Genomic DNA, 24,101 nt, shown 5'->3' on the forward strand with positions numbered 1-24,101 from the left:
GTAGTTCGATATTCGCCAGGACGCACGCGGCAGCGTTCGCCACTTTATCGACGGCTGCTCTTCGGGATTTTGCGCCAACCGAGAACATGCGTTAGCGATCGCCGGGCGAAGTTGATCTGATTCGCTTAGGTCTTAGGGCTTCTTATCTGCTTACTTTCTCAAGGCGCCTCTAGCCGCTTTAAAGAATTGCCGGCCCTTGGCAAAGTTATTGCGAACTCAGCGATATCCACTATACAAATCCCGGATAGTGCCTGAGAAGCGTTATGCCAAGCGGATCAACGGCGATGCTCCGGACGCACCTGCCCGAACCTAGGGGTTGCCCCGCATAGTCGGCGCTGATATCCCGCCACTAGTATCCCCGCCGCAGAAGCGTGGTGTGTATAAACTGGGAGAATCGCACGCCCGGTGACGACCTAACAAAAATATAAGGAAGAGACATGAGCAGGAGTCCGTCAGTCGACGTTCAGACGTTCATCAATGAACACCCGTTCGGCGCTTTTCAGTGGCTGATATTTGCCATGTGCTTTGTCATCGTCCTGCTGGACGGATTCGACACAGCCGCTATCGGGTTCATCGCCCCGTCGCTGATCACCGAGTGGAATATCAGCAGGCCTGCGCTGGCTCCGGTCCTGAGCGCCGCATTGTTCGGGCTGGCGTTCGGCGCGCTCCTCGCCGGTCCGCTTTCCGACCGGCTGGGACGGCGCGTGCTGCTGATTTCATCGGTGGTGATCTTCGGCGTTGCGTGCCTGGCTTCCTCTTTCTCCGGCGACCTGACGCACTTGACGATACTGCGGTTCATCACTGGACTCGGACTGGGCGCGGCCATGCCGAATGCGGTGACGATCATGAGCGAGTTCTGTCCGGATCGCCGGCGCGCAACCCTGATCAACCTGATGTTCTGCGGCTTTCCGCTAGGAGCCGCGTTCGGCGGATTTCTTGCGGCGTGGATGATTCCCGCTTTCGGATGGCGCAGCGTCCTGGTGCTCGGCGGAACGACGCCGCTCTTGCTGGCGGTCTTGCTGCTCATCGCGCTTCCGGAGTCGGTGCGTTACCGGGTCGCTCATGCGCATTCCGTCGACAAGATTCGGGCAACGCTGAGCCGCATTGGCCGCAGCGCCGCCGACGCCGCTTCGTTCGTCATGACGGAACAGGCTCAGGCCGTGCCCGGAAAAAGCGGTATCCGGCTCGTGCTGTCCCGGCAATACATCGTTGGGTCGGTGATGCTTTCGCTGACTTATTTCATGGGACTCGTCATCTTCTACGCATCGATCAACTGGATGCCGATCCTGCTGAAGGAAGCGGGTCTGAGCCCGCAGCGCGCTACGTTGATTTCCGCGCTGTTCCCGCTTGGCGGCGTGGGCGCCGTGCTGTGCGGCGTCCTGATGGACCGGTTCAATCCGAACCGGATTATTGCGGCATGCTATGCGTTGACCGCCGTCAGCGTGTATTGCATCGGCCACTCCGCCGGCAATATCAGCTTGCTGATACTCGTCGTGTTCGCGGCAGGCGTGCTGATGAACACGGCGCAGTCGTCGATGCCCGCACTGGCGGCAGCGTTCTATCCGACCCAAGGGCGCGGCACCGGCGTTGCATGGATGCTCGGTATTGGCCGGTTCGGTGGGATCGCCGGCTCATTCCTGGTTGCGGAACTGACCCGGCAGCACTTCACTTTCGAGGGCATCTTTGCCGTGGTGGCGGTGCCCGGTGTGGTGGCATGCGTTGCACTGCTGATCAAACAAGCCGTTCAACCGCGTGGAACCGTCAAGATAAGCGACATGGAAACCATCTCGCACTAGACGAAAAAAACCCGCACCTCTCTCGAAGGTGCGGGTGAAAGCTTACGGAGCGTTGCTCGCAGGGACGGGGGAGGCCCGGCGAGAACAGGATGTAGCATAAGCGTTTTTGTTTGAAACAGGTCTTTCCCCATATTCTCTGTTTCTTACCAATTTCTTCCGGACGCTTGAGCAGGGACTTGCGTAAGGATCTGTATCAATGCGGGCGGGTTGCGCATCAACTGTACGCCACGGTTCAGCCGTGGAGCCCCATTTTTCCCGACGCCATCGCCGCGATGCGCACGACGAGCGCGCGAGGAAGCAATCGCGACAACCAGGTCGCCATTCGCACGCTTGGGCGCCCCGGGTAGGCGACAGCTTTCCTGCGATCGAAGGCGTTGAGCGTCTTATCAACTACGGATTCCGAACTATCCATGTCTTTCGGTGACACGTCGGTCGATACCCCGTCGAAGAAGCTCGTTGCCGTTGGTCCCGGGCAAGCCGCCATCACATGAACACCCGTGCCGGCCAGCTCGTATTGCAGCGCTTCACTGAAGGAGAGCACAAAAGCCTTGGTCGCGGCATAGGTGGCCATGTAAGGAAGAGGCTGAAAGCTGGCGTTGGATGCAAGGTTGATGATGCCGCCCCTGCCACGCTTTGTCATCCCGGTGCCGAGCAGATGGCTGAGTGCGACCAGCACCTGAACGTTTACCTGGATCTCCGAGTGTTCCTTCGTCGGATCGTGTGAGAGAAAGCTGCCGGTCAGGCCAAGCCCTGCATTGTTCACTAGCAGGTCGACCTGAATCCCGCGGCGTCCGAGTTCATCACCAATATGGAGCGTGGCGTCGGGATGGGCAAGATCAATGCTGAGTGCGACGGTTTGCACGCCGTATCTGGTAGTCAGGTCCTCCGCCAGCGTCTGCAAGGCATCGCCGGACCGGGCTACCAGCACGAGATTCATTCCGCGTGCAGCGAGCGCATGCGCGAAGGTTTTCCCCAGTCCTTTCGATGCCCCTGTAATGAGGGCGGTTGAGCCTTGATAACCAAACATGTCCTGCTCCTTATGGCAATGGATGTGCATTCACGTCGCTAACCCGGGGGTAACCGGATGCGCGTTCAGGACACATCGGCGGCGTCACTGACCTCGACCAGGGTTTCTGCTTTCGGCAAGGCGGGATAGTCGGTATAACCGCGCTCATCGCCACCAAACAGCGTGCTGGCATCGAAGGCGGCCAGCGGCAGGTCCTCGGCGAGCCGGCGTGCAAAGTCGGGATTGGCGACGAAGGGCCGGGCGAAGGCAACCAGGTCGGCGTAGCCTTTGGACAGCACCCACTCGGCGCGCGCCTTGTCGTATTTGCCGGCAACAATGATCGGGCGCGTGTAACGGGCACGAATGGCCTGACGGAATGCCTCGGTGAACTGCGGCGCATCCTCCCAGTCCGCTTCGACCAGATGGAGATAGGCAATGCCGCGCGCCTGAAGAAATTCAGCGGCCTCGAGAATCGTCGGCAGGATGTCGGGGCAGTCCATGCCTCGGGCCGTCAGGAATGGCGCCAGACGAATGGCGGTGCGATCGGCGCCGATCTCGTTCGCTATCGCGTTGACGACTTCCTTGAGAAAGCGCAGGCGGTTCTCACGCGAACCGCCATATTCGTCGGTGCGAAGATTGGACGTCGTACGCAGGAACTGGTCGATGAGGTAACCATTGGCGCCGTGGATTTCAACGCCGTCGAAACCTGCTGCCATCGCGTTACGTGCGGCCCGGCGAAAATCTGCGATCACGCCCGCGATCTCCTCGGGGGCAAGCGCGCGCGGAGTCGGGCTGGCGACCATCGCGCCCACGCCGGTGTCCGGATCGACTTTCCAGATCTGGCCGTCGAAGGCAACGGCGGACGGGGCCACCGGCAGTTGACCATCGTGAAAATCCGGGTGGGACATGCGCCCCACGTGCCAGAGCTGCGCGAAGATCCGGCCGCCGGCTGCGTGAACCGCATCGGTCGTGAGGCGCCATCCGGCGACCTGCTCGGGGCTATAGATTCCAGGGGTGAAGGAGTAACCCTTGCCCTGGGGCGAGATCTGGGTGGCCTCGGTCACGATCAGGGCGGCGCTCGCGCGCTGGGCGTAATAGCGCGCGTTCATTGCATTGGGAATATCGCCGGGCTGGGTGCTGCGCGCGCGCGTCATGGGCGCCATGACCACGCGATGAGCGAGCGTGTGGCCGGCTACGACAGTCGGCGTGAAGAGTGACGAGGCGGTGGTCGACATGATTGCAAATCCGGGTGGGTTGACGATGTGCACATTGTGCGAAGTCCGCTGCATTTTGATAACGGGTGTACGATTTGAAGCATTTTCAAAAAGAATGGAAATATCGTGGAGACGCTTGGCGACATCCGGCTTTTTGTGGAAGCGGCTAATCAGGGCGGGCTGTCGGCAGCGGGCCGCAAGCTTGGGCTGTCTCCTGCCGCCGCAAGCGCACGGCTGGTGAAGCTGGAGGCGAGCCTGAATGCCCGGCTCTTTGAGCGCACGACGCGGCAGTTACGTCTGACGGAAGAAGGCCGGATGTATCTCGCCCATTGTCAGCAGGCCATCCAGGCGCTCGACGACGCGCGTGCAGCGCTGCAGGCGGGTCGAAGCGTGGTTCGGGGGAAGGTGAGGGTGTCGGCGACGTCGGATTTCGGCCGTCATGTCCTCAAGGGCTGGCTCGACGAATTCAACGTCCTGTATCCCGAGGTCACGTTGGCGTTGGCGTTGTCGGATTCCTTGTCGAACCTGGTGGAGGACGACATCGACCTTGTCATCCGCTTCGGCGTGCCGCCAGATAGCTCGCTGGTCGCCCGCCGGTTGGCTCCGAACCGGCGGGTTTTGTGCGCGTCGCCTGCCTATCTGTCAATACATGGCATTCCTGATCATCCGGGAGATCTCGATCGGTTCGACTACATCGTGCTCAGCTCCGCCTCCGGGTCTGCGAATGAGTGGCGATTCAGCCGCGGCAGCGAAGTCGAGACCTTTACCGTTCCCCTTGAACGTGCGCGGGAAACGAACGACGGCGCGCTCGCGAGGGAGTGGGCCATCGACGGTCACGGTATTGTGATGAAGTCGGTCTGGGATGTTGGGGCGGACTTGCGGGCGGGGCGACTGAATATCGTGATGCCGGATTGGCGCTCTCCCGATGTTCCCGTGCATGCGCTGTATCAACGTAGCCGATACATGGCGCCACGCGTGCGCGCGATCCTCGACTTCCTGATCGAGCGCTTCGATACGGTATCCGGTGAACTGGAAGCGTATCTCGATCCGGTGCGTTGACCGAGTTGCCTGGCGCTAGCCTGCCAGGGGTGAACCGCTTCAGCCGCGCGATATGGCGGCGCCTTTGAGTTCCGAACTCGCGCTGGAAGATCGCGCCTGCTGCGCTTGCAGCCTGAGTTCAAGCAAGCGATTCGTCGCGATCGACCCAGCCACCGCACACAACATGGCCACGATGAAATCGTGATCCACACGCGTGAACTCGACCATGAGAACGAGCGCAGTGATGGGCATTTTCATCGACGAAGCGAGAAAGGCCGTGGCCCCGACAATCGCGAACGCACCCATGGGCGTACCCGGCCACATCAGCGCCCAGATCCCGCCCAGCACGATCGCCAGCAGCGCGCCGTTGGACATGCCGGGAGTGAGCAAGCCGCCCTGGGCACCGGCTCGCAGGCTGCTGGCTGTGATGGCTACCTTGATGACCAGCAGCGCTCCTGCAAGGCCGATAGTCAGCTCATTGCTGAAGCCCAGTTGCGCAGGGGTCTTGCCGTTGCCGAGGATCTGCGGGAACGACACGGCGAGCACGCCGATGATCACGAAGTTGATGAGTGAAAGAAGCGGCAGCGTCCATCCCTTCGGTGCGGCTGCCCGGGCCTTTGTCGTCAACTGGACGAACGCAAAAGCGGCCACGCCAAATAGCGGACCCATGACAATGGACCACGTCACCAGGTTCGCGCTCAAGCCGAAGTGCGGTACGACGTATTGCGATTCATCGCCAAGGCCGAGCCACGCGACCACGGCCGCGATGACGGAAGTGACCAGCGCGGGAATCACGACACGCAGTTCGAACGACCGGAGCAATACTTCAAGAACAAAGATCGCCCCGCCAAACGGTACGTTGTAGACGGCGGCGAGCCCGGCGCCCGCTCCGCATGCCACCATCAAACGGCTTTGCTCGACGCTAAGGCCTGCGTAATGCGATAGCCATCCCGCAAGCAAGGAGCCGATCTCACGGGGAGCAACTTCGCGGCCGAGCGGCGAGCCCAGCGCAACGGTGATGATCTGGAGCATCGCATGTGCGGTCGTAGCCACGGGAGGCATGCGCGGGTCGTCGGATGCAACGGCCTTCTTGATGCTGACCAGCGGCCGTCCATAGCGATAAATGACGAACCAGCCACAGCCTGCAATGAGACCGCAGAGCGCGAGCACGGCAATCCGGCGGCCGGCCGATGCTGCCACGACGCCCTCATAGAAGCTCTCGTGCCCGACCAGCTGCGTGATGCTGTAGCCGTACGCGACATGCTGAATAAGATGCAGGAGGAGCGCCAACGCCATGCCGCCCAAGCCGGCGCCGATCCCGGTAAGAACGGTGACCACCGAGAATCTGATCAGTGGGCTACCGGGAACGCCGGGACGGGAAGGTTGAGCGAGCATCGAAAATGTTAGAGATATGAAAGGGGCGACCCGTTGAGCACTTTTGCGCCCACTGGTTAAGCGTAATCAAGAAACTTCAATTAGCGTGAACCCGAATCTACCGCTTGAGGAATCAGGCGTCAAATTCATTTATTTTTTTAATTAATGTAGTTTGCGCATGATTTCCATGGGGACCTCAAGCATTCAAATATTAGTCACTAGCCACTTTGCGCCGGCCCCTTGAGCCGTTCAAGAAGCGAACTGATCAGATCGATCGGCATGGGGAAAACAATGGTCGAATTCTTGTCGCCGGCTATGGTGGTCAGTGTTTGCAGATAGCGCAGTTGCATGGCTTGCGGCGCTTGCGCAAGCATTTGTGCTGCCTGCAGCAGCTTTTCCGACGCCTGCAGTTCGCCCTCCGCATGAATGATCTTCGCGCGCCGTTCGCGCTCGGCTTCAGCTTGCCGGGCGATGGCGCGCACCATGGTCTCGTTCAAGTCCACATCCTTGATCTCGACATTCGACACCTTGATGCCCCATGCATCGGTCTGCGCATCGAGCACCTTTTGAATGTCCATGTTGAGGCGCTCGCGCTCCGCCAGCAGCTCGTCGAGTTCATGCTTGCCGAGGATCGCGCGCAAGGTCGTCTGCGATAACTGGCTGGTTGCTTCGAAGAAACGGGCGACCTGGATCACCGCTTTCTCCGGGTCGACCACGCGAAAATAGACCACTGCGTTCACCTTCACAGACACGTTGTCGCGGGTGATGACGTCTTGCGGCGGCACGTCGAATACGACGGTGCGCAGATCCATTCTCACGACTTGCTGCACCGCCGGAATGATGAGGACAAGGCCCGGCCCCTTGACCTTCCAGAAGCGGCCGAGCATGAAGACGACACCGCGTTCGTACTCGCGAAAAATGCGGATCGACGAGAACACAATAAGAATGATCAGCGCCAGCAAGACGCCGCTAAAGCCAAACGTAAATCCGATCATTATTTTTCTCCTTGCTTCATTTCATCCAGCCGCGCCACGCTAAGCGTCAGGCCATGACGCCCGAGCACGCGGACGCGCTCCCCGCGCGCGAGCAGTGCCGGAGTTTCGTGACAGCACACACGCCAGCGTTCGCCGTGCACGCGAGCCCAGCCGCTGTCGCTTGGCGCCACGTCTTCCAGCATCTCGCCGATGCTGCCAAGCATCGCCTCCGCTCCGGTTACCACGGGTCGCCGGCGTGCCCGCAGCGCGATGCTCGACACGACGAACACGAACAGCGCGGTGGCAATGGTCAGGCCGGCCACGAGCGCCACGGGAATGCCATAGCCGGGGGTATCGGTACGGAACAGCATGAGCGCACCCATCGCAAACGCGACAATGCCGCCGAAGCCGAGCGTGCCGAACGTGGGCAGGAAAATCTCGGCAACGAGAAAGGCAATGCCGAGCAGGATCAGGCCCAGACCGGCAAAGTCGACGGGCAGCAATTGCAATGCAAACAGGCCCACCATCAGGCTGATTGCGCCGGCAACGCCGGGTAACGCGAGGCCGGGATTTGCGAACTCGAAGAACAGGCCGTACATGCCGATCGTGATGAGAATGAGTGCCACGCTCGGATCGGTAATGGTCGCGAGAAAGCGGCTGCGCCAGTCGGGCTGGATCGTCATGACAAGCGCGGCGGATGTAGACAGGACATGATCGCCCGTGATCGTGTGCACATGCCGGCCGTTCAGTTTCGCGAGCAGGTCGGGTACGTCGGATGCGTTCAGGTCGATCACGTTCTGCGCGAACGCTTCGCTCGCAGACAGGCTGACCGCTTCGCGTACCGCGCGCTCCGCCCACTGCACATTGCGGCCGCGCAGTTGCGCGAGGCCACGTATGTAGGCCGCGGCGTCCTGCACTTGCTTGGTGGTCTCGGTGGATGCCGCGCCCATGTCCGTCTTTGCCTGGCCCGGCTCAGGCTCGGTGGACCCGCCCGCGCCGATACGGATAGGCGTGGCGGCGCCGAGGTTGGTGCCCGGCGCCATCGCGGCTATATGGCTCGCATAGACGATGTACGTGCCGGCGCTGGCCGCCCGCGCCCCGCCCGGCGCAATAAACGCTGCAACGGGAACGGGCGAAGCGAGGATGGCCTTGATGATCGAGCGCATCGACTGGTCGAGTCCGCCAGGGGTATCGATCTCGAGAACGGCCAGTTGAGCGCGTTCTTCAGCCGCGCGGGCAAGCGCGCGAACGACGAAGTCCGCGCTAGCCGGACCGACAGCGCCGTTAAGCGGAATGACCACGACAACCGGGCTTGCGGCTGCGGCGCTGCAGAGCACCAGCGCCGCAAAAAAGGCCACTGCTTTGCGCAACAGCAAGCCCGCTGTGCCGGAAAGCGCGCGCACGGCATCCGGGAGAAACAAGCGAGACGGATAGCGTTCCATCACGATAAGAGCCGCGTCTGCGAACAGGGTGACGCCGGCTCAACGAGGGTTGCCTGATATTAAGCTTATGCCAAATTAAGCACATACCAAGCGTGAGCGCTCTAAGGATTTCCACGATAAAGCAGCACAAGCCGCTTAGCGACATCAGGCGCTCGCAAAGGCTTTGCTTACCTGCGCCCGATTGCTTCCGGTTGCGCGCGATGCCGGAATATTTTCAGGGCTTCAATCGTTTAATCCATGTAGCGCGACTCACGCGGCGTCAGCAAGCTTAAACGCCAATCGATGCCGGTGCGTCCGAGTCCACGCAGGAGACGATAATGCGCCAGTTATTTCGGTTGGGAATAGTGCTTGCCGCACTGGGTTTCGCGGTGCCCGCGCTTGCACAAATGTACGATGGTCCCGTGGGAGCGGGCGTCGACCCTGGAACCAATTGCCGGGCCGTAGCCGGCCAGGCGGATATTGACGGTTCGACGCAGCAGGTCGTGGGACGGGCATGTCTGCAAAGCGATGGAACGTGGCAGATGGTCGACACCCCTGACGGCAGCATGCTTGTATACCCGGTCGCTTACTATCCGTATCCCGACCCGTGGTATTGGGGGCCGCCGCTGTTCATTGGCGCGGGCGTGAGCTTTATTTTCGTCGATCGTTTCCATCACCATTCGCACTTCGACCATTTTCATCAAATGGGTCATATGCACGTTGGTGCGCCAATGGGTTCCGGCTTTCATGGCGGATCATCGCAAGTTGGCGGCGGCATGCACTCGTTCTGGGGAGGCCACCGGCGCTAGGCACCCGATTGAGACTTGACCTGAGAAATACGGGTATTGAAATTTTTAAATAACACGGCCGGTTAATCTACTAATCCGCTAACAAAGGGCTTACGCGCGGTCATTGCCTGCAACAAGGTACAAAGCCGCGTGGAAGCCCGCTCGCTCACTGCAGGGCGACCGCAGGCAATTTCGATTCATCCAGCACGGCGACTCCACAGAACCAGTCGCCTCCATGCGGGTCGTATTTCCAATGCATATTGGATTTCATCAGCGACCTGCAGTTGTCGAGCGAAATCATACCGGGCTCGGTAACGGTGCATCGACCTAGGGCAATCGTGGGCTCCCGCAGCGCACGCTCGGGGGCTGTGCGAACAGGCGAGGGCTTCGAGATGGATTGCAGGTCATCGACCAATTGCTGAAGTTCTCCGATACGGCTGGAATACCAGGTCGTGAGGCACGTTTCATCCGTGCAATGCGCTTCTCGCCAAGTCCATTTGGCGTCGCTGTCCGCGCGGAATGAGCGCTTATCCGCGACTGCTCGGCGCGCCTTCCAATACAGCTTTCCGAGTACATCGTCGAGCTTCGATAAATCCGGGTTGTGACAAATCAGCTTTTCAGTTGCTGAGCGACCGAGGTTGCAATCGAAGCTGGTGGCGTGCGCCGCGAGCGGACTGCCTAAGAAAATCACGGAGATCAGGGTGGTCTTGAAGAGTGTCATGGGTATCGCTGGAGGAATGGGCCTTTCACCCATACTCTAAAATGAATTTTCTTAATGTTTACAACAGCTTGCGTGATTCTTTTTTGTTTCTGGGTCTTCCGGGGGACAAAACTGTTTCCAGCCGAGCCATCTCCATGTCATTTGCGTCACCGTCCATCCACTTGGCATACGTCCTTAAGAACACCTCAACGCTATGCCCCAATTGCTTGGCACAGAACGCCGGTTTCATGCCCGCCATCAGCATCGCGGTGGCGTAGCTATGGCGCATGTTGTACGGTCGCCGATAGCGAATCCCCAGGCGCTTGAGCATCGGTGCCCAATAAAGCTTCAGGAATGCCTTCCCGTTCAACCAGTCCTCGCTATACCGCGGGTCTTGGAATACCCTGCCGCCCCTGATCTGGGTGAGCTCGCGCTGGCGCTGTAGAGCTGCCACGGCGCGGCTGTTCAAATTTACGAGACGGGCGATGGACGTTTTCGTCCGGTCCTTCTCCTCGCCCTCCACGAGCACGGTCGCTACCAACATCTTGGCACTCAGGAAATCGACGTTTTTCCATTCAAGGCCGAGAATCTCGGACGTGCGCAATCCCGTCCAGAACCACGCCTCGACCATGTTGTGAATGTTTCCGCTGTAAGCACGCGCCGCTTCACCGATGATCGCATCCGTCTCTTCGCTAGAAAACGGATCGGGAAGTGGCTTTTGATAATTCGCCCTCGGCACGCCTTCGGCTGGATTCGACGTAACCATTTTGTCCGTCATGGCAAGTTCGAAAGCAGCGCGCAATACGGAGACATAGTTGTTGATCGTCTTGCCGCTGAGATCAGGCCGGTTCGCGATGCAAGTCAGAATGTGGCTGTGCTTGACCGCCCGCAGAGTCATCGGGCCAAGGGCGTTCCCTTTCTCGTCGACAGCAGCCGCCGTCCAGAATCTAGTCGCGGCCTTATATCCAGACCGGCTAGATTTTTCGATGCGCTTCGTCTTGAGCCAAGTCTCAAGCCAACCACTCACGGTGATCGCCGTTTGCATTCCGCTGGCGGGGAAGTACTCCGCCATGCTGAAGGTGCCGGTTCGGATGCGCTCACATATTTCAGCGATCAGTCTGTGGGCGTACTTCAGGTTGGCCGGCGTCGGGGCCATCACCTTTCCATTCATCATGAGAGTAGGGCGCTGCCGTTTGCCGTCCAGCGTAAAGTTCAGCCGGATCGAACTGTCTCGTGCCTCTACACCACCGCTCGTGCGACCCATCGCTCATAACCTTTCAATGAGATAAATATTCCGCCGTCCGGTGCGCGCGAGAATTCTCGGCCCTCGACCCACTTGCCGTCTTCAATCTTGCGATAAATCGCCTTCTCCGACAGGCCAGTAATGATTGCCGCCAGCCGCACGGTAACATACGGTGCGGGCGCCACTTGAGCGATAAGTGTTTCCATTCCTTTCCACCCCAAAATAAACAGCCGCGATCCGAAGAACTTCGGAGATGTTGTCGGTCATGCCGGTGGACTCGGCGACGGCTGCCAGTGCGTCGGAAGTTCATCGGTATCCCACTCGTCCAAGTTGTCTGTGACGGTTTCGTACCAGAGCCAGCCGTCCGAGGTGTCGGTGCGCGCGTGCATCTCCTGCGCAACGAAGCCTGTACCGTCGTTTTTCCAAGCGCACTTGTCCCATGCCACCAAGACCGGCACGCCGAAGTCGGGCAAGCGATCCTTCACGCTAATCCAGGCATCTTTGGCACGTGCCGCTTGCCAGCCGATCAACGCACCGATAGCTAGAGGATCGCGATACTCGCCGTCAGGCTTCGTCCAAAGAAGTCGATGCCAGTAGTTCGGATCGCCGCTCATGGCCGCCTCAAATTCTTCACGCTCAGTCATCTTCTACCCCGTTCCCGCGATTGCGGGAGTTACTCAGCCAATGTCAGCGGTGACCACAAGTCGAAAAGGTATTGCATGCGCGGCTTCAGGAACTCAATCACCCTTGGCTCATCGGCTCGACAAACCTCAATGATCGAGCAGCTATGGAACCCTTTGCGCTGGACCATGAAAAATAGTTTCAGCTTGCCGTTCCGATAGTTGTCGTCACCGTTATAGGTCGGCTCTCCGTCTTCGTTCTGCTCTTCCCAATCCCAACGGAAAAGAAGGTTGTAATCCATATCGGCATCTGCCATTTCAGCCAGAAAATCGGCGAGCGACTTGAATTCCCACACAGTCTTATGCTGAGCCTGCGTATGCGTATAGCCGCCTTCGGTACAGTAATACGCATGTTTTTCTTCCCACAGGTGTTTGCTCACATCAATCTCCAATCCAACTAGTAAGAGGGGCTTACACGTTCCCGCTTCGGTTCCATTCAGTCAGCGGCGTGTTATAGCCGAGCATCAACGGGTGCCTCGGATCTCCGGACTTCGTCAGGCCAAAGTGGCGCACCGGCTTACCGCTGACCAGCAGCATCGCGAGCACCGCATCAAAATCATTGTGCATATGCGCCGGAGCTTTAGATCGATTCCCCCAGCACGGCACGAGCACATCGGCCTCATCTAAGATGCGGCTCAAGTGCCCGAGGTTTTCCCAATGCCGTGCCGGCGGGATGAGATTCTTTGCCAAATCCTTGACGCTCGTAGCTCGAAAAGCCGAAATGTTGCCGACGATGAATCGCCGACCTCCGTTGATGGCAGTGAATCCGCTCCATTTGCGCACAGTCTGATCATCTAGCGTGGCATCTGCGGTCGATGGGTTGATGCCAAAGAATGCAAAGGTGACTCCATCCATGCTGACCTCGCGCTCCAGCCGGAAACGGTACTGCCCACATTCACTGACGATGGCGCTCATGATGATTCTCCGGTCCCGCTTCGGGGCGAGGCGATAGCAGCATCTTGTTGCGACTTAAGGGCGCGGATAGCATCGGCACAACTCTCGAAAGCAAGCTGCGGATCATAGTTGCACGCACGATCAGCGTAGGTATCAACCACGGTCGCGCACAACTCGATCACGCTATCGCGATAGTCCGCAGTAGCGCGGGCTGCTTGCCATGCGCATGCGTCACGCCAGATTTGCCAGGGTGTACGGCCCGAGACAGGCTCGCTCAAGCTGTCATAGGCTCGGAAGGCCGTACGCGATTCGCGATCGTCTCCGTCATATCGGTCAGTCATGTCTCATTCCTTGGCGCGATAGCAGCGCTGATTGCGTCTTCGATGGCTCGTTGCAGGTTCGCGCGCCGATCCGGCTCGGTGTCGAGCGTGAAGCGCTGAGCAATGTCCCGCGCATCACCCACCGATACTTCACGCTCGCGCGGTTCGGTCGCCGCCAGAAAAACAGCATCAGTAGCAGCGACTGCAATAGATCTAGCGAACTTGATAATGTCCTCGTGACGACCGCAGTAAGCGGGTCCGGCCCATTTTTTGATGCGCGCCAAGTAGATGTCCGCAGTCGAGAAAATCAACTGCTCACTAAGCTCCGCAGCAATCTTCGCCATCGCGACTCCGTCACTCGCCACCGGTCGCGCATCTGCACCTCGTTCGCCGCTTGCTGGGTGGTGGCAATGACCTTCGTCGCGACATTGGCCCGGCAAGTCGCAAGTCCGATACCGGCAGTTTGCGAAAGGTCGCGCATCTGCGCCCTGCGTGGGGGCGGCGGCTAACATTGCGCGGTATATGCCTCCTCGCTGTTCGTCTTCGCATTCCCATCCTGCGTCGATCATGGCGCTGGTTGGCTCGACCGGTACCAGTTTCCATTGGTCGATCATGTCCGATCTCCGCCCATAGACGCTGCAAGGAGGGCGCGACAAAGTTTCATCATGTCTCTCCCCTCGATCCGGCACTCTCCATCTATCCAATGGCATGCGTCAAACTCGTCGATAATGGCGCTGATCTGCTCATCCGACATATCGATCGCTGTGCTGTCTGATAAACCTCGCGCGTAGGAGATTCTGGCGATAAATTCAAAAGGCCCTTCTCCGTCATCCATCCACCCTTGTTTGGAAGCTTCAGAAAATAAATATTCACCGTGTTTTGCATAGCGGTTAAATTTTCCTTCGTCGATAGCCCATAGCACTCGTCGTGCATCGGTTACAGGGATATGGACAGCAGACTTTGCGCTCTCTACTTCAGCCCGGAACCGCTCTATAGCCCTGTGAACCGCGTCCGTCAGCACGCTCGCAACAGGCGCATTGGCAGGCGGGGCATCTACGTAGACCGTCGTGAACCACTCCGGGTTGCCCTCTGCATACCTGGCGTCGGATGCTGGCCATTGCTTCCACGATCCGTCCTTCCACACGGTGATTGCCATCGTTTTGCTCACAGCTTGCCAATGGGCTTTAGGCGCTGCGGTCCGCGCGACTTCCAGAGCAGGCGCCACATGCTGCTCGTAAATGCTCGGCACGATTTCACTTGCGAGCACGTTCGCGATGTAGTCGATCGTCAGTGGCTCCGGCGCGTTCCCAGTGGTCGGGGCGGTGGAGATAACGCCGAGCGGCTCGACGGTATGGTGCTCTTTGACGCGAAGTGCTTTGCCTACGTCAGTGGTCGCATGCCAGCCAGTGGGCGTCAGGTAACGCCACGCTACCGGCTCGATCGCCGCTGTATCTGCTGATGTGGTCATGGGTGGTTCCTATGCGTTAAGCGTTTCTTCGACGAGTTGAATGCGGCTGCCAATCCAGTGCATCACCGGTACAGCCATTGAGTTGCCAAGCGCTTTGTACCGGGGACCGTCTGCGGCCGATTTCTTGCGCGATATGACGGAGGTGTAATCGTCGGGGAATCCTTGTAGGCGCTCGCACTCGCGCGGGGTGAGGCGCCGAACAGCCAGGTTTTCGACCGCATGCATCCGGCTCACCTTCGCCATCGTCGGCGAGATGGCGCTAAGTTGCGCTCTGTTTTGCGGGCTCGTGATCTGCTGAAGATCAAACGCCACAGCTAAATGCCCACCGCCGTTTTGATGTGAGTTCGAATGCCCCATGCTCCGCATCGTCGAAGCGATCTCGCCAACGCCAAAGCCGTTCTGCCCTGACGATTTGCAATCAAAAGCCAGGACGGGAACCAAGGGAGTTCCTCGACCCGTACCGTCCTCGCTGGCATCGAAACCTTCAGCACGGAGAGAGTGCGCGACAAGCAATCCACTCTCGGCATCTTGCTGCGTTGCCGATCCGGCAGCTTTCCCAGATGCCTGAAGCGTCCCCGCAACTAATCCACCGTCACAGTCAAAGTCTGTTCCGAGTCCACCACCGCCTTTAGTGCGCGCGCTAAGGGTAGGGGCAACTGCTTGCCCCGCTTGGCGGCTCGGCGCAGAATTCCCGAGCATGCTTTCGCGCTCAAAAAGTACCGCTGCGGCACGTCGCCAGTCTCCAAGATGTCCGACAACGAACACACGCCTTCGTCTTTGAGGGACGGCGCGAGAATGTGATTCCACTCGGACGTACTGAGCGTCAAGAACCCGGTAGGCGAACCCATACCCGAGTTCTGCCAGCCCTCCGAGGAGGGAGCCAAAATCCCTTCCTCCGTTTGATGACAGAACACCGGGGACGTTTTCCCAGACCAGCCAGCGGGGAGTGAATCGTGCAGCAATGGCAAGATAGGTGAGCATGAGGTTGCCACGCGGATCAGCCAGTCCCTTGCGGAGCCCTGCGACGCTGAAGGACTGGCAGGGAGTTCCTCCGACGAGAAGATCGATAGCTGCATCAGGCCATTCCTTGAATTTGGTCATGTCGCCGAGATTCGGCACGGTGGGATAGTGGTGAGCCAGCACGGCAGACGGGAACGCCTCGATCTCGCTCAACCATTGCGCTTCCCAGCCGAGCGGCGACCAGGCGCAACTTGCCGCTTCAATCCCAGAACACACGCTGCCGTATTTCATTCCCCACCTCAATAAAATCCCACGCCCCGCCCGACCTCGCTTTGTGGTGGGCGAGGGGTTATGCGTATCCGGTCATCAACATTTCAGGCAACGACTTGGACGGCCAGCGTGCGAACACCGCGGCGAGCGTCCCTTCGAACACTTCGCCGGTTTTGCGTTCGTCTTCGTCGATCACGTTGAACGACACCGCGTGGTCGGCAGGAAACTCACCCCAATCCATTTCATCGCCGCTTTCGTCGAAAAGCTTCATGACGCGCACGCCCGTGTAATCGAAGTCGTCGGTGAACCGCTCAATGCCAGTGCCGCATTCGGTTGCTGCCGTCAGTTGCTCAATCGACGTGGCCGCAAACACTTCGCTTGTCTCGCCGATCCAGAAGAACCGCGGCGTCGGTGTGATTTCCGTTGACATACAATTTCCTCAATATCCCGCGCACCTACTACGCGGGGTGGTTATTTCACGCTTCGATGCGCGGTTCCTCTGGAGCCATAATCGGCAGTTCAAAAGCAGCCGCACGAACCGCTTTCGCTGCGTCAGGTCCGTATCCCCAGATATCGCCATCGGTGAACGATCTCTCGGTAGCTATCCGCCAGCGCCCAATCTGCTTGCCAGTCATGATGTAATCGCGCATCGATTCGACCAGCGACCGAAGAGTGCCGCCGTGCGAGAAGCCTCGCCAATGGTTTCCGAATACCGTCGCATGCGTGTAGATCCGCGAACCCTTATAGTCGTCGATGAACCACACGCGACCGCGACCGTCGATTTCAATCCGTGCAATCCGATTTGCCGTCTCGTTGTAAAAGAATCGCCGGCCGTGGTCCGAAATGACGCGGATCAGCGCATTGGCGTGCTCGACGCGCTGCTGCCTCTCGATTTTCACAACCCCACCCCGCAGCCATACCAACCACTCCCGCGAATCGGCGGATAATTCTGGTGCTCGCGCTGCGCCCCGATCAGCTTGACCGCAGATATCCCAGCAGCAAGAATCACATCAACGATTGCCCAGATTAGTACAACTGATTGGAAGGTGGTCATGATTGACTCCAAATTATCGGTTGATTCAGGCCTTCAGCAGAACGAGGGCGTACCAGAAGGTGCCCACGCCAGCAAACAGAGCGAACGCGCCGAGGATCGTTTTTCGGTGAAGGCGGTCACAGGCGATTAAGAGTTGATTGTCGGGGGCGTGGCGCATGGGTCTATGCCCCTTTGACGCAAAGCACCTGTTTTAGGATATGCACCACGTCGACCAAATCGGTTTGATTTGCCATGACTTCATCGATCAGTTTGTACGCCCCCGGAATTTCGTCGAGAACCGCATCGTCCTTGCGACATTCGACGCCTTCAGTCTGCGCAGCGAGGTCAGCAAGGTTGAATGTCTTGCGCGCTTGGGTTCGGCTCATCTTGCGGCCAGCGCCATGCGAGCAGGAACAGTACGACTGCAAATCGCCCTTGCCGCGCACGATATAGCTCTTCTGGCCCATGGAACCGGGAATGATGCCGAGATCGCCTTCACGTGCTCGAATAGCGCCCTTGCGAGTCACCCAAAGGTTTCGTCCAAAGTGATTTTCCCGCTCCACGTAGTTGTGGTGGCAGTTGATCGCTTCCTGCGTGATCGTAAATTCAACCGGGATGTGCCGACGCAGCGCGGCAATCACTATTTCCATCATGATCTTGCGATTTTCAAGCGCGTAGTCCTGTGCCCAATGAACCGCCTCGACATAATCGTTGAAATCGGCCGTGTCTTCCGGGAAATAGGCGAGGTCTCCATCGGGCAAGCTGATGAAATACTGCTCCATCCGCTTCTTCGCCTTCTCGATGAAATACCGGCCGATCAGGTTACCGACCCCGCGCGAGCCCGAGTGCAGCATGATCCACACGTCCTGCGACTCGTCAATGCACAGCTCGATGAAGTGATTTCCCGAGCCAAGAGAGCCGAGCTGGCGAGCGGCATTTCTGTTTTCAACCTTCGGATGCTTCTGCAGCACGTCGAGGTAACGCAAGTAGAGCGCTTCCGGCCATTCCTTGGGCCCATGTGCCCCGCCAGTGCCGAGCGGAACGTCACGCTCGATTTGATGGCGAATCGTGACCAGCGAGTCCGGCAAATCTGCTGCCTTCAAAGACAGGCGAACGGCGTTCATGCCGCATCCGATGTCGACGCCCACAGCGGCCGGGATGATCGCCTTGTCGGTTGCAATCACGGTGCCGACCGTTGAGCCGATGCCTGCGTGGACGTCCGGCATGCACGCTACGCCATTGCCAGCGATGAACGGCAAGCGCGCGAGATTTTTCAACTGCGAGAGCGCCGAGTCTTCAACGTAATCTGTCCAGATTTTGATTGGGCGCGAGCCTTCATCGTTGATAACTTGCTTCATATCCACTCCAATGTTAGGTGCCGCTGCTACTTGTAAGACATACGGAAACGCCAATGGCCAATGTATGTGAGCAGCGGCGGTGAAACTAGGCGGCTTTCTTCTGATCGCTCGAAACCGCTTCGATATGCCGAATCAGCGCGGCGCAGATCAGCGGGAAGGAAGACTCGTGGAAAAGCTTGGCGGCTTTGTCAGTAGCGGCATGCGTGAAGCCGAGGCTTGCCAATCCATCAGCGGATAGGGCGATGGGCGCCAAACGTTCATTAATCTGTCCGAGTCGCAGCGTGGGCAGGCCAACAGGATCGACGTGCGCCGTCGGTGCTGGTCGCGAGACCGCGGTGGGTGTGCGTTCTATTGCGGGCGCTGGAGCGGGTTGCGTGACGATCGGTGCATGCTGTTCCGCTGCCTTTGCTGCTGCGGCTTCCTGCGCTGCCTTAACTGCTGCCTCAGCGGCCTCTTTTGCCGCCTGCTCACGCACCCTTGCTTCAGCCTTTTTCTCCTCTTCAGCCTGGATGCGCGCACGATCTTCCTCTCGCCGCTTTTCTTCCGCTGCTTGGTGGTCGGCGATCCGCGTCTTGATAACCAACTTCAGGTCATCCATCGGCTTGCCGATCAGCGAAAGCTTGTCCGAGAACAGAAACCCGAATCCTGCCGTATCTTCACGCAGGCACGTCAGGCTGGCGCGAATCGCCTTGGCTGACGCGTCGGCTGCAATCTTCGCATTGGCAAGCACGGTATCAACACCATCCTGAATGCTGGCGACCGTGCGCTTTCCCTTCGCCGAACCTGCAAAGTCAGGTGGTGGCAAAGCGATCCATGCGCCTTCGGTTTCGGTCTTCAGCCCGGCAATGTGCTTCTCGTAAGCCGCCTTCGCCGTCAGCAGGATGCCGTCTTTGACTTCGACCTTACGTTTTGTGACCAGCTTATCCAGATCGAGGCGCACGCGCCGCGCTTCGGCGGTAATGTCGTCGATCGTCTTGAACAGCGCATCGATGCTCTCGGTCTGGCTAAGAGCATGTTCCTTCGCTGCCTTGAGCTTCGTTTCAACTTCCTCGCACCATTTGACGGTTCTTTCCGCATCGGCAAAATGTTGATCTGTCGTCAGATCGCGATTGATGTTGCCAAAAATCTCCATCGCATGGGCATGGTAAGCCTGAAGATTGCTCGCAGTGACCATGCCAGTGACTTCGATGCGAAGCGCCGGCATGGTTTCGGGAGTGCGGCCCACGGGCTTTATTTCAGCGGCCACTGGAACGTATTCATCCAGATCTTTTTGAAACTGTGACCACCCAGCACGAATCCGTTGGAACCACGAATAGTCTGGGAGGACTTCCATTGTTACCGTGCCGAGTTCGGTTCCGTCCGAGCACGAGAAGATCAACCGGGCGGCGCCAGTCACCATCAACACTTGCTGTGCCTGCGGCATATGCTCGATAGGCAGTACACCGCTTGCAATGGATTCATGCAGCGATTTGTTGCGCTGTTTATTCTCCCACGCGATGTCTTCAAGCATCGTCAGACCATCACACGATGCAGACAGCTTGCCCAATGAAAAGACCATCGGGTAAAGGTCTTCTCCCAGCGACATCTCGATAATAGGCCGCGCAAGTGCCTCCACCTCATGCCCGTGATCGAGAATGTTTTCCTGAACCCAGTCGCTGAATTCCTTCGCGGTGCCGGTATGCTTCATGTGAAGCAATTCGGTCCGCTTGACGGTCTTGGACAAGCCGAGCATTGCAGCGGCCTCTGAAGCGCCAAAATGCGTCAGCCGAAATTCCAGCCAAGCATCTGAGCCTTGCGCTAGGTCGTGCGCGATCCGTTCAGTCATTTTCGTGGCCCCAGCTATCGATAGTGTTCTGTTGCTCGGTCGTCAGGCGAGCGCCCTTTGATTCGATGAACTGGATCATTCCTACCGTTGTCTTACGGCCGGACTTCACCATTTCGCGCCATGTATCCTTGTTGGCATCGAACTTCTTCTGATCGTAGGGGGTGGGTTCCGGTTGTGACGCCGTACGTGCGGCGGGGCGCTCGCTGTTGGGTTGCTGTTGCGAATCGCCGGAAGTCGGATCATCGGCACCTCCGGCGCCATCGTCGTCTTCATCCTTCGTGGACATGCCTGTGACGGAGAGTAGGGTATAGCGCTGCAGGTAGGTAATCGTGCTAGCCGCCTGCTGGATCTGATTCTTCTTCCCGCTGCTGTCGGGTGCGCCGCTCATGGTCACCTTTTTCGAGTGACCGAGCACATGCGTGACGACGCAATCAACGGTAATTGAGCCGCTGCCCTGGTGGATGTCCCAGTCGAAACTCAGGCCGTGGCGTGCCATCGCTGGGGTAATAGCATCGGTTACGTCCGATAACTGGGCGTGCTTGTAGCCGACGAAGTCACCTTCCTTTGTTTTGTAGCCAACCTCTTTGCGCTTGAAAATCTCGACGGGCTCAGCCTTGAATGCCGCCATTGCCACGACAAAAGCTTTCCGGGCCTCGTTAGCTTCCCATCGCTCCTGAAGTTCAAGAAGTTTTTCAAGACGATCAAGGTCCGCATTGCTCTCCACCGCGATGCGCAGCAAATCGGCCGGCGTCGTGGCAGCGATAGCCGTGCGCTGATGCTGAACGACCGGGGCGTGCGCTGGCGGCGGCTCATAAACATCGAAATCGGTGGCCTCGACAACCGTTGCGGTATTCATGTTTGCTCCTGTTGAGCCGGCGTCTTCTTCTCAATGCACACGAAGGGGTATTTCGTGGCGTGCGGCTTGATATTTCGATAGAAGTGACTACCGATTGACTCGGCACCCTTGAACGCCGCAAAGTCTTCGTCAGACACATTCGCGTAGTGATAAAGCGCGGCCGGGCTGCCGTCCTTCGCTTTGAAGCGGATCGCCAGGGTGCTCGATTCCGGGTGGTGGCCGATGCTGTGTAGTTGCGACGACACGATTTCGTCCATCGCGATCACTACCGGCGCGGGCTTCTCTTCCAGTTCAGTGCTCATTGCGGCTCCTGTTTTGTTTTTGCGGCCTGATATCCAGCCGAAAAGTCAGCGAATGCAATCGCAGTCTCGCCATTGACGTAGCTATCGGGGTGCGACGGCGCATTCGTAGTCAAGTCCAATTTCGTGCCGAGCGAACGAATGTAGGACTCGAAAGCGATCTGGACGGCGGGTTGTTCAGTCATCTCGCCCCCACAACAGCCACGCTCGGCGGATCACCAGGCACCATCGAGCACGCCAGCGCAAACACGACAAAGATCGCGAGAAGGGTTCGCCCGGGCCGAGCGTCGGTCCAGCGGTTGAAGGCGGTGAAGGATTTCATGCGGACCTCGCGGTGATCATGGCGTCGGCGTATTCGTAGGCAAACTGAGCCAGCCGCGGCACGCCCTTTGCGCCTCGGTTTTCTGGATCTTTGTCCGGTTGCCCGATCATTGCTGCCAGCGCTTTCGCTGCGAAATAATCCCGCATTGATAAGCCGCCTTCAGCGACCCACAGGTCGCCAGCGCCCTTGCTTTGCGGGAACGCAGACCCACCATCAATTTCGCCCATCACAACCCCCTACTAAAGCTACGCGCCACATTGGCGGGAACAAACCAGCGGCCGATAGGCACTTCGCGGACCAGATTCAACGCCGCGCGCTGACGCTCCCTGCGCACTGCGTGGCGCTCTTCGTCGGTCAATGCAGAGCGGGTGTCGATGTGGCGGAGGTCGGTGTTACGCGCTGGCGTTTGCATGTTTCATCCCCAAAATATTTTAATTAAGCCGTACAAGAAAATTTGCACTGCGAAGAATATTGCTAGGCCGCGCATGGTGATTCCTTTGCTTAAGGGTGGCGGCTGGCGCTGATCTCCAGCTTTGATGGCTCGCTTCGACTCACGCGGCTTTTCACCGCTCCACTCGCATCAGCACTGCGCATTCGCCACTCTTAAACATTCCGCTTACCCTCGTGCGGAGACTCGTCAGACCCCTACGGCGGAGCCATCTTGAGCCGGGTGGCCGATTTCTCGCTATCGACAGCGCCAATAAGATGTGTCGCTCTTACTGGGTTCGTGACAGGCCTACCTCGTCAATCGTCCGACACGACAATCGACGAGGATTAATGCGATGAACTGCATCACGGCCCTCTCGGGGGTGTATTCAAACAAACATGCAAAATCAGGTGCCGCACTCTCTCGGCAGTCGCACCACTCCTTGCGCCCACAACAGGCCCGGTAGGTGTCACGTCGTGTTCAGCACTCAATCATCGTCATCATCTTCGAACCACTGTGGATGCAAATCCTCGATGACCGCATCAAAGGCCGGGTCCTCATCCATGCAGTCCATCTGCGTGTCCCAGTCCATGTTTTCGAAGGCAACCACGAGAACCCGATAAATCATCTTACGCGCCTCGATGTCAGGTACTTGAGGCTGCAATGCCGCAATGACCTCCGACATCACCTCCGCTCCACTTCCCCATCCCATATCGCTCTCCTTGGTTAATTCAATCCGTCCGACTCCGCCAGAATTGCAGCCTTCTTCTCAGCAACGACTTCCACGTAAGCGTCCTTCAATCCGCTGATCACTTGGCTCAGCGCCTGCCCGTCGTCATTGCGAAACGCGCGCATGAAGATATGGTCACCGCGATCAGTAGATTTCTCGGTGAAGCGCTCAATCACTTCGGCGCGCGTCGTGTCGTAGCGCGCCAGTTCTTCAGCAGCACGGACTCGCTCAGCGGCATCGTCAAGGGCTTGAAGAAGGGCGTCGTCGGAGTATTCGACGTGGCCGGGAGTTTCTCGGGCGTTCATAGATGCCTCGGCAACAAAGTCATCACCATGAGAATCGCGTGTTTCGTTGCCTGCGTGATCCGCTTGCGCACGTCCTCGGACATTGGTGGTGCCTCGCGGTCATAAACCCACTGGCCAAGCGTCGAAAGTTTCGTCTTGCCATCGCTCGCCAGTTTCGGGAATTGGATGGGCAGAAGTTCGTTCATGGCTTGGCTCCGGTGGAGGCGAGAATGGCAGCTATAGCCGCATCGGCGATTTCAACTACACGTTCAGAACTATCTGCGACAGGATAGAAATCGTCTTGGCGCATAGTTCCGACGCTCCACGCAGACCAAACACGGTCGCAGTCGTAAGCGTCGCCCAAAGCCTCCGCTACCGCATCGTAGGCGCGCTCTTTCATTTCGTCGGTAATCGTCAGCGGCGCATTCACCGCCCCCATCAACACCCGCGCCGCCTTAAAAAACGCCTCGCTAACCCGATCATCCCCAGGTACGCACGAGTCCTTTCGAAACTCTGCAAATACGCGAGCAATGAGGCAGATATCAGCGTCTTCGTCCATCGGCGGCAATGTGTACAGATTCGTTCCGGCGGGAACATCCGATGCCTTGAAGCAGACCATCGTGAAGCCATCCGTGCCGGGCATGTTGGAGGCTTGGCCTACGGGGAGGGCGTCCGTTCGTGTGCTGGCTGCGGGTGAGTTGCAGTCGGGACAAGGTTCACCACCTTCGTCAGGCTGGCTGTACGAAGGGCCGCCGATCATTCCGTTGCCGTTGCAAGTAGCGCAAGGCGACTCGTTACGTTCGTTCACTTCTGCCTCCACA

General features: G+C 58.6%; 33 protein-coding genes. 4 read left to right on the plus strand and 29 right to left on the minus strand.

Annotated features, from left to right (window positions below; all coding sequences use genetic code 11):
• Positions 1-437 precede the first annotated feature (437 nt).
• On the plus strand, positions 438-1,796 hold the full coding sequence (locus ACSOSP_RS27925; RefSeq protein ID WP_455311681.1) for an MFS transporter: 1,359 nt from the start codon (positions 438-440) through the stop codon (positions 1,794-1,796).
• Positions 1,797-2,028: 232 nt separating this feature from the next.
• Here the strand turns inward: ACSOSP_RS27925 and ACSOSP_RS27930 are convergent, their stop codons facing one another.
• Together ACSOSP_RS27930 and ACSOSP_RS27935 are read right to left on the minus strand one after the other, a co-directional pair.
• Positions 2,029-2,823, minus strand: a complete 795-nt coding sequence (locus ACSOSP_RS27930; protein WP_455311682.1) for an SDR family NAD(P)-dependent oxidoreductase — start codon at positions 2,821-2,823, stop codon at positions 2,029-2,031.
• Between the two features lie 65 nt (positions 2,824-2,888).
• Positions 2,889-4,037, minus strand: coding sequence for an alkene reductase (locus ACSOSP_RS27935; RefSeq protein WP_455311683.1), 1,149 nt, complete (start codon positions 4,035-4,037; stop codon positions 2,889-2,891).
• A 105-nt stretch (positions 4,038-4,142) separates the two neighbouring features.
• On the opposite strand from ACSOSP_RS27935, the gene ACSOSP_RS27940 reads away from it, so the two are divergent.
• Positions 4,143-5,075: a LysR family transcriptional regulator gene (locus tag ACSOSP_RS27940; RefSeq protein ID WP_455311684.1), complete on the plus strand. Its 933-nt coding sequence runs from the start codon at positions 4,143-4,145 to the stop codon at positions 5,073-5,075.
• A 39-nt stretch (positions 5,076-5,114) separates the two neighbouring features.
• Here the strand turns inward: ACSOSP_RS27940 and ACSOSP_RS27945 are convergent, their stop codons facing one another.
• The 3 genes from ACSOSP_RS27945 to ACSOSP_RS27955 all read right to left on the minus strand — a co-directional run bounded on the left by ACSOSP_RS27945 (position 5,115) and on the right by ACSOSP_RS27955 (position 8,844).
• Positions 5,115-6,449, minus strand: coding sequence for a chloride channel protein (locus ACSOSP_RS27945; protein ID WP_455311685.1), 1,335 nt, complete (start codon positions 6,447-6,449; stop codon positions 5,115-5,117).
• Positions 6,450-6,646: 197 nt separating this feature from the next.
• On the minus strand, positions 6,647-7,423 hold the full coding sequence (locus ACSOSP_RS27950) for a slipin family protein (protein ID WP_455311686.1): 777 nt from the start codon (positions 7,421-7,423) through the stop codon (positions 6,647-6,649).
• Positions 7,423-8,844, minus strand: coding sequence for an NfeD family protein (locus tag ACSOSP_RS27955; protein WP_455311687.1), 1,422 nt, complete (start codon positions 8,842-8,844; stop codon positions 7,423-7,425). The genes ACSOSP_RS27950 and ACSOSP_RS27955 overlap by 1 nt, the downstream gene beginning before the upstream one ends.
• A 317-nt stretch (positions 8,845-9,161) precedes the next feature.
• Between ACSOSP_RS27955 and ACSOSP_RS27960 the strand changes: the two genes are divergently transcribed.
• The gene (locus ACSOSP_RS27960; protein WP_455311688.1) at positions 9,162-9,632 is read left to right on the plus strand and encodes a hypothetical protein; all 471 of its coding nucleotides are present in this window, start codon (positions 9,162-9,164) and stop codon (positions 9,630-9,632) included.
• Positions 9,633-9,777: 145 nt separating this feature from the next.
• On the opposite strand, the gene ACSOSP_RS27965 is transcribed toward ACSOSP_RS27960, so the two are convergent.
• The 12 genes from ACSOSP_RS27965 to ACSOSP_RS28020 form a co-directional block, all read right to left on the minus strand.
• Positions 9,778-10,332: a lysozyme inhibitor LprI family protein gene (locus ACSOSP_RS27965; RefSeq protein ID WP_455311689.1), complete on the minus strand. Its 555-nt coding sequence runs from the start codon at positions 10,330-10,332 to the stop codon at positions 9,778-9,780.
• 58 nt (positions 10,333-10,390) lie between these two features.
• A complete protein-coding gene (locus ACSOSP_RS27970) occupies positions 10,391-11,575 on the minus strand; it encodes an Arm DNA-binding domain-containing protein (protein ID WP_455311690.1) in 1,185 nt (394 codons plus the stop codon).
• A complete protein-coding gene (locus ACSOSP_RS27975) occupies positions 11,551-11,760 on the minus strand; it encodes an excisionase (RefSeq protein WP_455311691.1) in 210 nt (69 codons plus the stop codon). Before ACSOSP_RS27975 ends, ACSOSP_RS27970 begins: the two co-directional genes overlap by 25 nt.
• A 57-nt stretch (positions 11,761-11,817) precedes the next feature.
• Complete coding sequence (locus ACSOSP_RS27980; protein WP_455311692.1) at positions 11,818-12,198, minus strand: DUF551 domain-containing protein; 381 nt, start codon at positions 12,196-12,198, stop codon at positions 11,818-11,820.
• A 29-nt stretch (positions 12,199-12,227) separates the two neighbouring features.
• Positions 12,228-12,614 (minus strand): hypothetical protein, encoded by a 387-nt coding sequence (locus tag ACSOSP_RS27985; RefSeq protein WP_455311693.1) that lies wholly within the window; start codon positions 12,612-12,614, stop codon positions 12,228-12,230.
• Between the two features lie 31 nt (positions 12,615-12,645).
• A complete protein-coding gene (locus ACSOSP_RS27990) occupies positions 12,646-13,149 on the minus strand; it encodes a DUF1643 domain-containing protein (RefSeq protein ID WP_455311694.1) in 504 nt (167 codons plus the stop codon).
• A 316-nt stretch (positions 13,150-13,465) separates the two neighbouring features.
• Positions 13,466-14,062, minus strand: a complete 597-nt coding sequence (locus tag ACSOSP_RS27995) for a hypothetical protein (protein ID WP_455311695.1) — start codon at positions 14,060-14,062, stop codon at positions 13,466-13,468.
• The gene (locus ACSOSP_RS28000) at positions 14,059-14,916 is read right to left on the minus strand and encodes a hypothetical protein (RefSeq protein WP_455311696.1); all 858 of its coding nucleotides are present in this window, start codon (positions 14,914-14,916) and stop codon (positions 14,059-14,061) included. Before ACSOSP_RS28000 ends, ACSOSP_RS27995 begins: the two co-directional genes overlap by 4 nt.
• Positions 14,917-14,925: 9 nt before the next feature.
• A complete protein-coding gene (locus ACSOSP_RS28005; protein WP_455311697.1) occupies positions 14,926-16,167 on the minus strand; it encodes a DNA cytosine methyltransferase in 1,242 nt (413 codons plus the stop codon).
• Between the two features lie 58 nt (positions 16,168-16,225).
• Positions 16,226-16,576 carry a hypothetical protein gene (locus tag ACSOSP_RS28010; RefSeq protein ID WP_455311698.1) on the minus strand — a complete coding sequence of 117 codons (351 nt, stop codon included), beginning with the start codon at positions 16,574-16,576 and terminating at the stop codon, positions 16,226-16,228.
• Between the two features lie 46 nt (positions 16,577-16,622).
• Positions 16,623-17,045 carry a hypothetical protein gene (locus ACSOSP_RS28015; RefSeq protein ID WP_455311699.1) on the minus strand — a complete coding sequence of 141 codons (423 nt, stop codon included), beginning with the start codon at positions 17,043-17,045 and terminating at the stop codon, positions 16,623-16,625.
• The gene (locus ACSOSP_RS28020; RefSeq protein ID WP_455311700.1) at positions 17,042-17,200 is read right to left on the minus strand and encodes a hypothetical protein; all 159 of its coding nucleotides are present in this window, start codon (positions 17,198-17,200) and stop codon (positions 17,042-17,044) included. The genes ACSOSP_RS28015 and ACSOSP_RS28020 overlap by 4 nt, the downstream gene beginning before the upstream one ends.
• Here ACSOSP_RS28020 and ACSOSP_RS28025 point away from each other — a divergent pair.
• The gene (locus ACSOSP_RS28025) at positions 17,199-17,330 is read left to right on the plus strand and encodes a hypothetical protein (protein ID WP_455311701.1); all 132 of its coding nucleotides are present in this window, start codon (positions 17,199-17,201) and stop codon (positions 17,328-17,330) included. The two genes, ACSOSP_RS28020 and ACSOSP_RS28025, sit on opposite strands and share 2 nt — an antisense overlap.
• Positions 17,331-17,361: 31 nt before the next feature.
• Here the strand turns inward: ACSOSP_RS28025 and ACSOSP_RS28030 are convergent, their stop codons facing one another.
• From ACSOSP_RS28030 to ACSOSP_RS28085, 12 genes are all read right to left on the minus strand, one after another.
• The gene (locus tag ACSOSP_RS28030; protein WP_455311702.1) at positions 17,362-18,537 is read right to left on the minus strand and encodes an RtcB family protein; all 1,176 of its coding nucleotides are present in this window, start codon (positions 18,535-18,537) and stop codon (positions 17,362-17,364) included.
• An 85-nt stretch (positions 18,538-18,622) separates the two neighbouring features.
• Positions 18,623-20,362 (minus strand): YqaJ viral recombinase family protein, encoded by a 1,740-nt coding sequence (locus tag ACSOSP_RS28035; protein ID WP_455311703.1) that lies wholly within the window; start codon positions 20,360-20,362, stop codon positions 18,623-18,625.
• Entirely contained in the window at positions 20,355-21,218 is an 864-nt protein-coding gene (locus tag ACSOSP_RS28040; protein WP_455311704.1) for an ERF family protein, read from the minus strand. Before ACSOSP_RS28040 ends, ACSOSP_RS28035 begins: the two co-directional genes overlap by 8 nt.
• Positions 21,215-21,520: a KTSC domain-containing protein gene (locus ACSOSP_RS28045; RefSeq protein ID WP_455311705.1), complete on the minus strand. Its 306-nt coding sequence runs from the start codon at positions 21,518-21,520 to the stop codon at positions 21,215-21,217. Before ACSOSP_RS28045 ends, ACSOSP_RS28040 begins: the two co-directional genes overlap by 4 nt.
• Positions 21,517-21,702, minus strand: coding sequence for a hypothetical protein (locus ACSOSP_RS28050; RefSeq protein WP_455311706.1), 186 nt, complete (start codon positions 21,700-21,702; stop codon positions 21,517-21,519). The genes ACSOSP_RS28045 and ACSOSP_RS28050 overlap by 4 nt, the downstream gene beginning before the upstream one ends.
• On the minus strand, positions 21,699-21,839 hold the full coding sequence (locus ACSOSP_RS28055) for a hypothetical protein (protein WP_455311707.1): 141 nt from the start codon (positions 21,837-21,839) through the stop codon (positions 21,699-21,701). Before ACSOSP_RS28055 ends, ACSOSP_RS28050 begins: the two co-directional genes overlap by 4 nt.
• Positions 21,836-22,066 (minus strand): hypothetical protein, encoded by a 231-nt coding sequence (locus ACSOSP_RS28060; protein ID WP_455311708.1) that lies wholly within the window; start codon positions 22,064-22,066, stop codon positions 21,836-21,838. Before ACSOSP_RS28060 ends, ACSOSP_RS28055 begins: the two co-directional genes overlap by 4 nt.
• On the minus strand, positions 22,066-22,251 hold the full coding sequence (locus tag ACSOSP_RS28065) for a hypothetical protein (protein ID WP_455311709.1): 186 nt from the start codon (positions 22,249-22,251) through the stop codon (positions 22,066-22,068). Before ACSOSP_RS28065 ends, ACSOSP_RS28060 begins: the two co-directional genes overlap by 1 nt.
• Positions 22,252-22,753: 502 nt before the next feature.
• On the minus strand, positions 22,754-22,951 hold the full coding sequence (locus ACSOSP_RS28070) for a hypothetical protein (protein ID WP_455311710.1): 198 nt from the start codon (positions 22,949-22,951) through the stop codon (positions 22,754-22,756).
• A gap of 41 nt (positions 22,952-22,992) precedes the next feature.
• Positions 22,993-23,301, minus strand: coding sequence for a hypothetical protein (locus ACSOSP_RS28075; protein WP_455311711.1), 309 nt, complete (start codon positions 23,299-23,301; stop codon positions 22,993-22,995).
• Positions 23,298-23,486, minus strand: coding sequence for a hypothetical protein (locus ACSOSP_RS28080; RefSeq protein ID WP_455311712.1), 189 nt, complete (start codon positions 23,484-23,486; stop codon positions 23,298-23,300). The genes ACSOSP_RS28075 and ACSOSP_RS28080 overlap by 4 nt, the downstream gene beginning before the upstream one ends.
• On the minus strand, positions 23,483-24,088 hold the full coding sequence (locus tag ACSOSP_RS28085) for a hypothetical protein (RefSeq protein WP_455311713.1): 606 nt from the start codon (positions 24,086-24,088) through the stop codon (positions 23,483-23,485). The genes ACSOSP_RS28080 and ACSOSP_RS28085 overlap by 4 nt, the downstream gene beginning before the upstream one ends.
• Between the last annotated feature and the right edge of the window lie 13 nt (positions 24,089-24,101).

The sequence above is a fragment of the Caballeronia sp. KNU42 genome, from assembly GCF_053760385.1.